The organism is Streptomyces sp. GC420 (assembly GCF_009916105.1).
Lineage (GTDB): Bacteria > Actinomycetota > Actinomycetes > Streptomycetales > Streptomycetaceae > Streptomyces.
Genome location: NZ_JAAAXQ010000260.1, coordinates 1 through 11860 on the forward strand (window position 1 = coordinate 1; position 11860 = coordinate 11860).

13 protein-coding genes and 1 pseudogene are annotated in these 11860 nt (G+C 73.1%); 6 read left to right on the forward strand and 8 right to left on the reverse strand.

Annotated features, from left to right (window positions below):
* Positions 1 to 47 precede the first annotated feature (47 nt).
* The 7 genes and pseudogenes from GUY61_RS26520 to GUY61_RS26550 all read right to left on the reverse strand — a co-directional run bounded on the left by GUY61_RS26520 (position 48) and on the right by GUY61_RS26550 (position 4899).
* Complete coding sequence (locus GUY61_RS26520; protein WP_166632767.1) at positions 48 to 530, reverse strand: DUF3180 domain-containing protein; 483 nt, start codon at positions 528 to 530, stop codon at positions 48 to 50.
* A 92-nt stretch (positions 531 to 622) separates the two neighbouring features.
* Positions 623 to 1228, reverse strand: a complete 606-nt coding sequence (folK, locus tag GUY61_RS26525) for a 2-amino-4-hydroxy-6-hydroxymethyldihydropteridine diphosphokinase (RefSeq protein WP_166632768.1) — start codon at positions 1226 to 1228, stop codon at positions 623 to 625.
* Complete coding sequence (gene folB, locus GUY61_RS26530; RefSeq protein WP_166632769.1) at positions 1225 to 1584, reverse strand: dihydroneopterin aldolase; 360 nt, start codon at positions 1582 to 1584, stop codon at positions 1225 to 1227. The genes folK and folB overlap by 4 nt, the downstream gene beginning before the upstream one ends.
* 225 nt (positions 1585 to 1809) lie before the next feature.
* Entirely contained in the window at positions 1810 to 2265 is a 456-nt protein-coding gene (locus tag GUY61_RS26535) for a nuclear transport factor 2 family protein (RefSeq protein WP_166632770.1), read from the reverse strand.
* Positions 2262 to 3122 (reverse strand): dihydropteroate synthase, encoded by an 861-nt coding sequence (folP, locus tag GUY61_RS26540; RefSeq protein ID WP_166632771.1) that lies wholly within the window; start codon positions 3120 to 3122, stop codon positions 2262 to 2264. The genes GUY61_RS26535 and folP overlap by 4 nt, the downstream gene beginning before the upstream one ends.
* Positions 3123 to 3202: 80 nt before the next feature.
* Positions 3203 to 3635: pseudogene (locus GUY61_RS26545) on the reverse strand (phosphatidylglycerol lysyltransferase domain-containing protein); the annotation flags it as partial.
* 112 nt (positions 3636 to 3747) lie between these two features.
* Positions 3748 to 4899 (reverse strand): betaine/proline/choline family ABC transporter ATP-binding protein, encoded by a 1152-nt coding sequence (locus tag GUY61_RS26550; protein WP_166632772.1) that lies wholly within the window; start codon positions 4897 to 4899, stop codon positions 3748 to 3750.
* A gap of 156 nt (positions 4900 to 5055) precedes the next feature.
* Here GUY61_RS26550 and GUY61_RS26555 point away from each other — a divergent pair, with 156 nt between their 5' ends.
* The 4 genes from GUY61_RS26555 to GUY61_RS26570 all read left to right on the forward strand — a co-directional run bounded on the left by GUY61_RS26555 (position 5056) and on the right by GUY61_RS26570 (position 8695).
* Positions 5056 to 5820: an ABC transporter permease gene (locus GUY61_RS26555; RefSeq protein ID WP_313896867.1), complete on the forward strand. Its 765-nt coding sequence runs from the start codon at positions 5056 to 5058 to the stop codon at positions 5818 to 5820.
* A 5-nt stretch (positions 5821 to 5825) separates the two neighbouring features.
* Positions 5826 to 6539 (forward strand): ABC transporter permease, encoded by a 714-nt coding sequence (locus GUY61_RS26560; RefSeq protein ID WP_166632773.1) that lies wholly within the window; start codon positions 5826 to 5828, stop codon positions 6537 to 6539.
* Positions 6536 to 7522, forward strand: coding sequence for an ABC transporter substrate-binding protein (locus tag GUY61_RS26565; RefSeq protein ID WP_166632774.1), 987 nt, complete (start codon positions 6536 to 6538; stop codon positions 7520 to 7522). Before GUY61_RS26560 ends, GUY61_RS26565 begins: the two co-directional genes overlap by 4 nt.
* 117 nt (positions 7523 to 7639) lie before the next feature.
* Entirely contained in the window at positions 7640 to 8695 is a 1056-nt protein-coding gene (locus tag GUY61_RS26570; protein WP_166632775.1) for a hypothetical protein, read from the forward strand.
* A gap of 137 nt (positions 8696 to 8832) precedes the next feature.
* Here the strand turns inward: GUY61_RS26570 and GUY61_RS26575 are convergent, their stop codons facing one another.
* Complete coding sequence (locus GUY61_RS26575) at positions 8833 to 9984, reverse strand: NADH-quinone oxidoreductase subunit D (protein ID WP_166632776.1); 1152 nt, start codon at positions 9982 to 9984, stop codon at positions 8833 to 8835.
* 30 nt (positions 9985 to 10014) lie between these two features.
* Here GUY61_RS26575 and GUY61_RS26580 point away from each other — a divergent pair, with 30 nt between their 5' ends.
* Positions 10015 to 10518 (forward strand): PH domain-containing protein, encoded by a 504-nt coding sequence (locus tag GUY61_RS26580; RefSeq protein ID WP_166632777.1) that lies wholly within the window; start codon positions 10015 to 10017, stop codon positions 10516 to 10518.
* Positions 10515 to 11840, forward strand: a complete 1326-nt coding sequence (locus GUY61_RS26585; RefSeq protein ID WP_313896868.1) for a PH domain-containing protein — start codon at positions 10515 to 10517, stop codon at positions 11838 to 11840. Before GUY61_RS26580 ends, GUY61_RS26585 begins: the two co-directional genes overlap by 4 nt.
* Positions 11841 to 11860 lie beyond the last annotated feature (20 nt).

The window sequence follows — 11860 nt, forward strand, 5'->3', positions numbered from 1 at the left end:
GTCCCGGCACCGGGGGCGCCGGGACGGCCGCCTCACGAGGTGCCGGTCTACGCCGGGGCCGCGCCCGCGTTGTCGTCCTCGTCGTCGGGAAGTTTGCAGACCCGTTCCAGGAAGATCGCCGCGGCGACGACGCCCATGCCGGCGATGACGGAGAACCCGGCGTAGATGGCCTGGTCGCGGCGTGTCGGCACGTCGAGGGACTCCAGCAGGTGGACGGCCGTGCCGGCGTACATGCCGCTCACGAGGGAGGCGACGAGGGCGCTCGCCTGGCCGAAGACGAGGGCGCGGGCCGCCATCAGCGGCTCGACGCCCTTCGCGCCGGGGCGGCGCTCGCGCTGCGCCTTGAGCCGGGAGCGCAGCGACAGCGCGGTCGCCAGCAGGATGACGGCGATCACCGCCAGCACGATGGGCGCGGCCAGCGGGACGCTCGGCAGCGTCCCGAGGGACGACCACAGCCGTGCGCCGGCCCAGGACAGCACACCGGCCGCCAGGAACAGCCCGACGAGCGTCCTGATGCGCAGCTGCTTCACCGTCTTCCTCTTCTCCGTGCGTGCGGGTCGTGTCCGTGTGCGGGCGGCCGTCGGCCGCGGCCGACGGCCGGTCACGCACTAGAGCGTAACGACTACTCGGGCAGGCGGAGTTCCAGGTCGGGGCGGGGCACGACGCCCTCGCGGGACATCCCGGACAGCAGCTCGGCGATCGGCCCCCGGCCGGGGAGCAGCGCCTCGGGCTCCACGTCGTACCAGGGGACCAGGACGAACGCTCGCTCGTGGGCCCGCGGGTGCGGAAGGGTCAGGACGGGGTCGTCGGAGACCACGTCGGCGTAGGAGACGATGTCCACGTCGATGGTGCGCGGGCCCCAGCGCTCCTCGCGCACCCGGTGGAAGGCCTCCTCGATGGCGTGGGCCCGCTCCAGCAGTGAGTCGGGCGGCAGGGTCGTCTTCACGGCCGCGACCGCGTTGAAGTACGAGGGCTGGGAGCCCGGCTCGACGCCCCACGGCTCCGTCTCGTACACGGGGGAGACCGCCTTGACGCGGACGCCCGGGGTGTCCTCCAGCGCGTCGATCGCGCCCTGGAGGGTCTCCAGCCGGTTGCCGAGGTTGCTGCCGAGCGAGATCACGGCGCGTTTGGGGTTGGACAGCGTCACATCGGCCGCGTCGACCTGCTCCACCACGGAGGTGGGCACGGGCTGCACGGTCGGGTCGCTCTGCGTGTGGGCGGGCCTCATGCGCGGCTCCGGGTGATGGTCACGGTCACGTCGTCGAAGGGCACCGTGATCGGGGCGTCCGGCTTGTGCACGCACACCTCGACCTCCTGCACGGGCCCGTGTTTGAGGCACTGCTGCGCGATCCGCTCGGCCAGCGTCTCGATGAGGTCCACCGGCTCGCCCTGCACCACGTCCACGACCTCCTCGGCGATCACGCCGTAGTGCACGGTCTTCGCCAGGTCGTCCTCGGCCGCGGCGGGGCGGGTGTCCAGCCCGAGCACCAGATCCACGACGAAGGTCTGGCCCTCCTCGCGCTCCCGGGGGAACACCCCGTGGTGCCCGCGGGCCCTGAGGCCACGCAGCGCGACACGATCCACGCGAATCACTCCTGCTGTCGTAGGTCATGGGTGCGTGCGCCGCAGGCGAACGGCGCGGACGGCACACGAACCGCTGTCGAATCTACCCGCGCCCACTGACAGGACCCGCACGCGGAGCCCCGCCGGTTGCGCCGGACCCCCGGGCGGACCGCCGGATGGTCCGTACGGTGGCCGGTGGTGGCAGCGCCCCTACCCCGCCGGTCCCTCTCCCAATCCCCTACCCGGTCAGGCGGGCTCGTCCTCGTCCGGCTCGTCCTCGTCCGACTCGGTCAGCACGGGGGAGCCGTGGTGGGACCAGAGCTTCCAGCCCTCCGGTGTGCGGCGGAACACATTCGTGGCGACGACGAGCTGGCCCACGAGAGGCCCCAGCTCGTTGCCGTCCTCGGCCGGACCGCCGCTGAGGATGTTCTCGGTGCAGGTGACGATCGCGGTGTCCGCGCCGACGTTCACCTTGACGTCGGTGAGGAAGAACTGGATGTAGTCGGTGTTCGCCATGATCAGGGCGTACGAGCGCAGCACCTCGCCCCGGCCGGCGAGCACCGGCCAGCCGGGGTGGACACAACTGATCTCCTCGTCGAGCCAGAGCCGGGACATCTCCTCGAAGTCGCCGCGTTCCATCGCCTCGTAGAACGCGGTGTTGGCCAGCTCCACCTGCTCGATGTCCGTACGGGCGGTGCTCATGCGGCGCCCTCCACCGCTCGCGCGACACGGACGGCGTCCGCCGTGGCGCGTACCTCGTGCACCCTGACCGCCCAGGCGCCCTCGTGGGCGGCGATCGCGGAGACGGCGGCGGTGGCGGCGTCCCGCTCGCGGGCGGGCGGCGGCTCGCCGCCGGGCCCGGCCAGCACCCGGCCGAGGAACCTCTTGCGGGAGGCCGCGACCAGCACCGGGTGACCGAGGGCGCGCAGCTCGGCGAGGTGCGCGAGCAGCGCCAGGTCGTGATCGGCCTGCTTGGCGAAGCCCAGGCCGGGGTCCAGGACGATCCGGCCGGGGGCGACGCCGCCCTCGACGACGGCCTCGGCGCGGGCGCGCAGCTCGGCGACGACCTCGGCGACCACGTCCCCGTACACGGCCCGGCTGTTCATGTCCGCGCTGAAGCCCCGCCAGTGCATGACCACGAACGGAACGCCGGCGGCGGCGACCACCGGGACCATGGCGGGGTCGGCGAGCCCGCCGCTCACGTCGTTGACGAGCGCGGCGCCCGCGGCCACGGCCCGTTCGGCGACCGAGGCGCGCATCGTGTCGACGGAGACGACGACGCCCTCGGAGGCCAGCCCGCGCACCACGGGCACCACCCGGCGCAGCTCCTCCGCCTCGTCCACCCGGCTGGCGCCCGGCCGGGTGGACTCACCGCCGACGTCGACCAGATCAGCGCCCTCGGCCACGAGATCGAGGCCGCGCTTGACGGCGGCGGTCGTGTCGAACCAGCGACCGCCGTCCGAGAACGAATCGGGCGTCACGTTGACGACACCCATGACCGCACACCGGTCCCATTCCGGCAGCCCGTCCACCCGGCCACGTCCGCGCAAGGTACTCATGCGCCCAGCCTAGGCCGCCCAGGGGCGTCTTCAGGCCGTGCGGGCGCGTGGCGGGGCGGGGGCGCGGGCGCCCCGGCGCGTCAGGCGGCCCGCGCCCCGCGTTCGGTCGCCGCCGTCCCGGCCGGGACGAGGTGCGCGCAGGGCGCCTGCCGCGGGGCCAGGACACGCCGCGGCAGCAGCCGGGCGAGCGGGCGGGGGAGGAGGGGACCGACGAAGCCCTCCGCCCGCATCGCGGCCAGGCCGATGCGCGGCAGGTCGCGGGTGGAGCGGAAGACGACGAAGCGCGGTTCCCAGCGGGGCCGGAACTTCGCGTTGAACCTGTACAGCGACTCGATCCGGAACCAGCGGGACAGGAAGACCAGCAGCCCCCGCCAGGCGCGCGGCACGGGGCCCGCGCCCAGCCGCTCGCCGCGCGCCAGTGCCGAGCGGAACATCGCGGAAGTTCAGCGAGACCCGGGTGACGCCGAGCCGCGGCGTGGCCTGCAGGGCGGCGGCGATCAGCAGTTCGTTCAGAATGGATGAGCGCAGCCTGACGGACGGCCGGCCCGCCTCCGGCGGATCCCCCTCCGGCGGACGGGCGGCGGGCGAGCCCGCCCCGGGCCGGCGCGACGGCGGCGGGTGAGCCTCAGCGGCTCACGCTCTCCACGGTCACCTCGGCGCGCCTGAGGTCCCGCGCGTCCGCGGCGGTCGAACGGCGCAGCGCCTCGTGCAGTCCGGCCGGGGTGAGCACGCCGAGGAAGCGCTCCCCGTCGAGCACCGCGACCCAGCCCGCGTCGTGCTGGAGCATCGTCGAGAACGCCTGCTTGAGGGAGGAGCCGACGGGAAGCCACGCCTCCATCCTGCGCGCGTGCTCGCGAACCGTCCCCGCGCGGGCGGTGTGCTCCGCGGAGATCCAGCCGTGCAGCCCGCCCTCGCCGTCGAGCACCACAGCCCAGCGCGCGTCCCGCGAGCGGAGTTCCGCCGCCGCGCCGGTCAGCGGGTCGTCGAGACGGACGACGGGCGGCTGCTCGAGGTCACCGGGCTCGATGGGGGTGACCGACAGCCGTTTCAGCCCTCGGTCCGCGCCGACGAAGTCCGCGACGTACGGGGATGCGGGTGCGCCCAGCACCGTCGCGGGAGTGTCGAACTGCTCGATGGTGCCCTGTCCGTAGACGGCGATCCGGTCGCCGAGGCGGACCGCCTCCTCGATGTCGTGGGTGACGAACAGGACGGTCTTGCGGACCTGTTCCTGGAGCCTCAGGAACTCGTTCTGCAGGCGCTCCCGTACGACGGGGTCCACCGCGCCGAACGGCTCGTCCATCAGCAGCACGGGCGGATCGGCGGCCAGGGCCCTGGCCACCCCGACGCGCTGGCGCTGGCCGCCGGAGAGCTGATCGGGGTAGCGGTGGCCGAAGACGGCGGGGTCCAGGCCGACCAGGTCGAGGAGTTCGGCGGCGCGGGCGCGGGCCTTGGCGCGGCGTACCCCGAGAAGGTGCGGAACGGTCGCCGTGTTGTCGAGAACGGTGCGGTGCGGGAAGAGACCGACCTGCTGGATGACGTATCCGATCCGGCGGCGCAGGGCGACGGGATCGACGGCGGCTATGTCCTCGCCGTCGAGGAATATCCGCCCGCTCGTCGGCTCGACGAGCCGGTTCACCATCTTCATCGTGGTCGTCTTGCCGCACCCGGAAGGGCCGACGAGCGTGACCAGTTCGCCCTCGGCGACCTCGAACGACAGGTCGTCGACGGCGGCCTCGCCGTCCGCGTACCGCTTGGTGACGTGCTCGAATCGGATCATGGGACCTCATTGTGGGCGCTCGGCGCGGGGGCCTCGTGAAGGACATGTTGCCGCGATGTGGCGACCCTCGGCGATTGTCGGCGCCCCGGGTTAGTGTCGGAAGTGGCCGGCCGCTGCGCGCTCTTACCGGGCGCTGCCGGGTCTTGCCAGGGGGAGGTGGGTGCATTGCGCTGGGCGGCCGAGGCCGCCGCCGGACGGCTGCGGGAGAACTGTCTGACGGCGAACGAGTGGGTCTGCGGCGAGTACGTCCGCTCCCGCAGCCAGGAGTTGACCGACGCGACCCTCCAGCACATCGGCATCACGGCGGCGTCCGTGGCCGCCGGAGTGCTGGTCGCCCTCCCCCTCGCCCTGCTCGCGCGCAGCCGCCGCGGACTGGCCGCACCGGTGCTCGGGCTGACCACGGTGCTCTACACCGTCCCCTCGCTCGCGATGTTCTCGCTGCTGCTCCCGGTGTTCGGGCTCTCCGTGGCCGTCGTGATCACCGGGCTCGTGCTGTACTCCCTGACGATCCTGGTGCGGAACGTCCTGGCCGGCCTCCAGGCCGTTCCCGCCGACGTGCTGGAGGCCGCCCGCGGAATGGGATACGGACCGGTGCGGTTGCTGTTCGAAGTGGAACTCCCGCTGGCCCTGCCCGCCCTGCTCGCAGGGGTGCGCATCACGACGGTCTCCACGATCGCCCTCACGACGGTCGGCTCGATCGTCGGCTACGGCGGTCTCGGCAACCTCATCGGGGACGCGATAGCCACCCAGTTCAAGGCCCAGGTGCTCACGGCCTCCGTGCTGTGCGTGACGCTGGCGGTCCTGGCCGATCTGCTGCTGCTCGGCGTGCAGCGCCGGCTCACCCCCTGGAACCGGATACGCGCGGCCCGCACCGGCCCGCCGCGCGGGCTCCGGGCGGCGACGACGGCGAAGGCGGGCTGAGCGCGGTGGAGGCGATCACGGGGGCCTGGACCTGGCTCACCACCGGCTCCAACTGGGAGGGGGAGAGCGGGGTGTGGCACCGGCTCGCCGAGCACCTGTGGTTCAGCGGTGTGAGCCTGGGCCTGGCCTGCGCCGTGGGGCTGCCCGTCGCGCTGTATCTCGGGCACATCGGAAAGGGCGGCGCGCTCGCGGTCAACATCTCCAACGTGGGCCGCGCGATCCCCACCTTCGCCGTACTGGCCCTGCTCGTCACCACACCGCTGCGCAGCCGGGGCGACGTCCCGACGATCATCGCGCTGGTGCTGTTCGCCGTCCCGCCCCTGCTGACCAATGTGTATGTGGGGATGCGCGAGGTGGACCGGTCGGTGGTGGAGGCCGCCCGCGGCATGGGGATGTCCGGCGGACAGGTGTTCCGCCAGGTGGAGCTGCCCCTCGCCCACCCGATGATCATGACGGGCCTGCGCTCGGCGGCCGTCCAGATCATCGCCACCGCCACCCTGGCCGCCATGGTCGGCGAGGGCGGCCTCGGCCGCATCATCACCGCGGGCTTCAACACGTACGACACCGCGCAGGTGGTGGCCGGGGCGGCCCTGGTCGCCGCACTGGCCCTCCTGGTGGAGGCGGTGCTGGCCGTCGCCGGCCGGGTCCTCGACCCCGGCCGCGGGCGTCGCGTCCGCCGCCCCTCTTCGACCACGTCCCTGGAAGGTGAACGCCCATGAACGGCAGAACCCACCGGCCCCGTACGCCGCGCACGGCGGGAGCGGTCCTCGCGGCCGTCGCCCTGGCCTCCGCACTGACCGCCTGCGGCGGCGACAGCCTGGAGGACGAGGGCGGTGGCGGGAACGGCGGAGCGAACAAGGGCGAACTCGTCATCGGCTCCGCGGGCTTCACCGAGGCCAAGGTCCTCGCCGAGCTCTACCGGCAGATCCTCGGCGACGCCGGGTACGACACCTCCGTGAAGGAGGTCGAAAGCCGCGAGCTGTATGAACCCTCCCTGGAGAAGGGCCAGATAGACGTCGTCCCGGAATACGCGGCGACGCTCGCCGAATTCCTGAATGCCAAGGTGAACGGCCCCGACGCACCGGAGAAGAACCCGGTCGCCTCCAGCGATGCCGACGCCACCGTCGCCGCGCTGGAGAAGCTCGCGGAACCGCGCGGACTGAAGGTCCTGCCCGCGGGAGAGGCCGTCGACCAGAACGCCTTCGCCGTCAGCAGGGAATACGCCGAGAAGAACAGCCTCAAGACGCTCTCCGATCTCGGCGAGTCCGGACTCCGGGTCAGGATCGCCGCGGGCGACGAGTGCGAGATACGCCCCTTCTGCAAACCGGGACTCGAGAAGACGTACGGAATCGAGATCACCGGCATCGACCCCAAGGGCGTCGGCACGCCACAGGCCAAGCAGGCGGTGAAGGACGGCGAGGACCAACTCGTCCTCACGACGACGACGGACGCCACTCTGGACAGCTTCGGACTCGTCCTGCTGGAGGACGACAAGAAGCTCCAGAATGCCGACAACATCCTTCCGGTGGTGAACGCCAAGGACGCGGGCGACCAGGAAATCGCCGATGTCCTGGCAAGGTTGACAAAGGCCCTGACGACGCAGGATCTGGTCGAACTCAACCGCAAGGCGGACGCCGAGCACGCCAGGCCTGCCGATGTCGCGAAGGAATTCCTCCGGGCCCGGGGACTCGTCGGCGACTGACCGGCACACCGCTCCCGAGCGCACCGGAAGCGGCTTTCGGCGGATACAGGTCACCTCCCGGGAACAGATTGCCGGGCGGGTCCCCACGCACCCTCCGGGCACGGTAAGTTTCGGGCCATGCCACGTGGACGTCACCGCCATTCCCCGCCTTTGCACAGGCTGCTTCCACCCGCCACGATCGCGGGCGCAGCGGGTGTCTGCGCCGGTGGCGCACTACTGGTGTCCGATCCCTCGCTGCTCCGCGTCCTGGTCGCCGTGGCAGCGGCCCAGGCCGTGGCCGCCGCCCTCCTCATGCGTGACTGGGACCGCAAGGCCGGCAAGCAGGTCGCCGACCTGACGCGGGCCCGGATCAGCGACGAGTGGCGCGCCGAGGAGCGCATCGCGGAGCTCGAGGGTGACCTGGAGGAGGCCCGCGAACTGCGCGCCCGCCTCGACGCGAAGCTGCGCGCCAAGCGCGTCGAGCTGGCCGGTCTGCGCGGTGAACACGCCGCCCTGCTGCGCCGCTACGCGACCGCGGAGACCGAGCGGGCCAGCGCCCTCGAAGGACGCCGGCTGCTCGCGCTGGAAGCGGCCTCCCCGGAGAAGGACGCCCAGGAGGTGCCCGCCGGCGGGTCCCCCACCGCCTCGCTCTACGTTCAGGCCAACGCCGCCCTCAAGAACCTCGCCCGCAATGCCGCGGCCCAGGAGGGCAAGCGCGTCGTCGAGCAGGCGCGCCGCCGCGATCTCGCGGAGCGCGCGGCCGAAGGGGCTGAGGAGCCCGCGGGGAAGCACGCGGCGGCCGCCGGTCGTGAGCACCTCACCCGTCCGGCCGCCACTCCCGCCGCCCGCGAGCACCTCGACGTCCCCGTCGCCGCGGCGATCGTCCCGTACGCCGTGAAGACCCACCGCCCCGCTTCCCGCGCCGAGGGCAACTTCGACTTCTTCGGCACGAAGAAGGCCGCCAAGACGAACCAGTCGGGCCCGGCCGAGCTGGAGCGGGCGCACAACGAGGACCTGGCCGACGTCGTCGGTCCCGAGGCCCTCGCGGTGCACAAGGCCGAGGCCGACGCGGACGGTTTCAAGTCCGCCCCGGCGGGCGGCACCCAGCGCGCGGTGGGCCAGGTCGTCGACCTGACCGAGCACGACGAGACCGAGGTGCTCAACGTGGTGCGCCTGCGCAGCGCCATCTCCTAGCCGCGAGGCCGAAGGACCGGAGGGCCCCTGCCGGTGAAGGCAGGGGCCCTCGCGCGTCACGGCGGCCGCCGCCGCGCGGAGCTGTCCACAGCCTGTGGACGAGCGGCGGGCGGCCGCGTGGGACCGGGGACCCGGGGCTACTTGTCGATGTCGCCCACGACGAAGAACAGCGAGCCCAGGATCGCCACCATGTCCGCGACCAGGGTGCCCGGCAGCAGCTCCGTCAGCGCCTGGATGTTGTTGTACGAGGCGGAGCGCAGCTTGAGGCGGTACGGGGTCTTCTCGCCCTTGGAGACGAGGTAGTAGCCGTTGATGCCGAGCGGGTTCTCGGTCCAGGCGTAGGTGTGGCCCTCGGGGGCCTTCAGGACCTTGGGGAGGCGCTGGTTGACCGGGCCGGGCGGGAGTTCGCCGAGCCGGTCGAGGCAGGCGTCGGCGAGGTCCAGGGCGTTGTGGGTCTGGGCGAGCAGGACCTCGAAGCGGGCCAGGCAGTCGCCCTCGGCGCGGGTGACGACCTCGAGGGTGTCCTGGAGTTCGCCGTAGGCGAGGTACGGCTCGTCGCGGCGCAGGTCGAAGTCGACACCGGAGGCGCGGGCGATGGGGCCGGAGACCCCGTAGGCGTGGACCGCCTCGGCGGACAGGACGCCGACGCCCCGGGTGCGGCCGCGGAAGATCTCGTTGCCGAGGACCAGGTCGTCGTACACGCCCATCCGGGAGCGGACCTCCGCGACCGCCGCGCGGGCGCGGCCCTGCCAGCCGAGCGGCAGGTCCTCCTTGAGCCCGCCGACCCGGTTGAACATGTAGTGCATCCGGCCGCCGGAGACCTCCTCCATGACGCGCTGCAGGTCCTCCCGCTCCCGGAACGCGTAGAAGATCGGCGTGATCCCGCCGAGCTCCAGGGGGTAGGAGCCGAGGAACATCAGGTGGTTCAGGACCCGGTTCAGCTCGGCGAGGAGGGTACGGGTCCACACCGCGCGCTCCGGGACCTCCATGCCCAGCATCCGCTCCACGGCCAGCACGACGCCCAGTTCGTTGGAGAACGCCGAGAGCCAGTCGTGGCGGTTGGCCAGCATGATGATCTGCCGGTAGTCGCGGGCCTCGAACAGCTTCTCCGCGCCGCGGTGCATGTAGCCGACGACCGGGTCCGCCTCGGCGATCCGCTCGCCGTCCAGGACGAGGCGGAGGCGGAGCACGCCGTGCGTGGAGGGGTGCTGCGGGCCGATGTTCAGCACCATGTCGGTGCTCTCCGCGGCGCCGCCGATGCCGACCATGGTCTCCGTGGTCTCCGTCATGGTGACAGTGTCGCAGCCTAGGCTGGGCCCATGGATACGGGGACCGAGGAGGGGGAGCCCGTCCGGGCCGGCGAGCCGGAGTGGACCGGGCTACCGGGCCGGCTGCTGACGATGCGCAGGCTGCTGCTCGCGACGTGGATGCTGGGACTGGCGCTGGGCCTCGGGCTGCTGCTCGGCCTGCTCGCGGGCCCGGTGTGGGCGCTGTTCTCGCTGCTGCCGCTCGCCGCGCTGGCGTGGGGGTGGCCGATGCTCGGGCGCAACTGGCGGTCCTGGCGGTACGCCGAGCGCGCCGACGACCTGCTGATCAGCAGGGGTGTGCTGTGGCGCGAGGAGACGATCGTCCCGTACGGGCGGATGCAGCTCGTCGAGGTCACCTCCGGCCCCGTGGAGCGCCGCTTCAACCTGGCGAGCGTGCAGCTGCACACGGCGGCCGCGGCCACCGATGCCCGCATCCCCGGGCTCGACCCGGACGAGGCGTCGCGGCTGCGCGACCGGCTCACGGAGCTGGGCGAGGCCCGATCGGCGGGCCTGTGACCACCGCGGAGGAGCCGCCGCGGACCAGGCCCGGAGTGGAACGGCGCCTGCACCCCTTCACGCCGCTGCGGCGGGCCTGGGCGCCGGTCGCGGTCGTCGTCGGCTGGATCGTGCACGACCTCGGGCAGGCACAGCGCTGGATCAGCGAGCTGACCGTCGGCCACGCGGCGGCCGGGCTGGGCGTGGTCGTGCCGGCCGCGGCCGCGTACGGCTTCCTGAGCTGGTGGTTCACCCACTTCTCGGTGACCGACACCGAGCTGCGGATCAGGACCGGCCTGATCTTCCGGCGCACCGCCCACATCCGGCTGGAACGGCTCCAGGCCGTCGACGTGACCCGGCCGCTGCTCGCCCGCATCGCGGGCGTCGCGAAACTCAAGCTCGACGTCATAGGCACCGACGACAAGGACGAACTCGCCTTCCTCGGCGAGAGCGACGCCGTGGCGCTGCGCGCCGAACTGCTCGCACGCGCCGCCGGATTCGCCCCGCGGACGGCCCCCGAGGTCGGCGAGGCCCCCTCCCGCGAGCTCTTCCACGTCCAGCCGCGGCCCCTGGCCGTCTCGCTGTTCCTGACGGGCGGGGTGTGGGCGATGGCAGCGGCCGTCGTGCTCGTGCCCATCCTGCTGTGGGCGGCCACCCACAGCATCGGTGCCGTGCTGGGTGTCGCGGTGCCCCTGCTCGGCGGCCTCTGGGCGACGGGCGGCGGCCGGTTCGTCGGCGAGTACGACTGGACGGTCGCCGAGTCCCCGGACGGCCTGCGCGTCGACCACGGTCTCCTCGACCGCGCCCACGAGACGGTCCCGCCGGGCCGCGTGCAGACCCTGTACGTCGTCGAACCACTGCTGTGGCGGCGGCGCGGCTGGGTGCGGGTGGAACTGGACGTCGCCGGGTCGAGCAACACGGTGCTGCTGCCGGTCGCGGAGCGGGCCGTCGCCGAGTCCCTGATCGGGCGGGTGCTGCCGGGCGCCGAGCCGGGCACGCTGGAGTTCGCCCCGGCGGAGCGGCGGCGGGCACGGTGGTGCGTCCCGCTGTGGTGGCGGGGCTACGGGCTGGCCGTGGACTCCTCGCTGTTCGCGGCGCGCAAGGGCCTGCTGACCCGGCGCACGGCCTTCGTGCCGCACGCCAAGGTGCAGAGCGTCCGGTGGGCGCAGGGCCCCTGGGAGCGGCTGTGGGGCTTTGCACACGTGCATGTGGACACGGGCGCCGGCAAGACGGTGACCGCGTGGCTGCGGGACGCGGACGAGGCCCGCGCCGTCGCCGCCGCCCAGGCGGAGCGCTCCCGCACGGGCCGCCGTGCCGCGCCGCCGGACCGCTGGATGGCATAACGGCATCCCCGGCCCCCGTT

Coding starts and splice junctions, on each gene's coding strand:
- folK (WP_166632768.1), bottom strand. CDS start 1,228: ATGAGGCCCGCCCACACGCAGAGCGACCCGACCGTGCAGCCCGTGCCC.
- GUY61_RS26535 (WP_166632770.1), bottom strand. CDS start 2,265: ATGAGCACCGCCCGTACGGACATCGAGCAGGTGGAGCTGGCCAACACC.
- folP (WP_166632771.1), bottom strand. CDS start 3,122: ATGAGTACCTTGCGCGGACGTGGCCGGGTGGACGGGCTGCCGGAATGG.
- GUY61_RS26550 (WP_166632772.1), bottom strand. CDS start 4,899: ATGATCCGATTCGAGCACGTCACCAAGCGGTACGCGGACGGCGAGGCC.
- GUY61_RS26565 (WP_166632774.1), top strand. CDS start 6,536: ATGAACGGCAGAACCCACCGGCCCCGTACGCCGCGCACGGCGGGAGCG.
- GUY61_RS26570 (WP_166632775.1), top strand. CDS start 7,640: ATGCCACGTGGACGTCACCGCCATTCCCCGCCTTTGCACAGGCTGCTT.
- GUY61_RS26575 (WP_166632776.1), bottom strand. CDS start 9,984: ATGACGGAGACCACGGAGACCATGGTCGGCATCGGCGGCGCCGCGGAG.
- GUY61_RS26580 (WP_166632777.1), top strand. CDS start 10,015: ATGGATACGGGGACCGAGGAGGGGGAGCCCGTCCGGGCCGGCGAGCCG.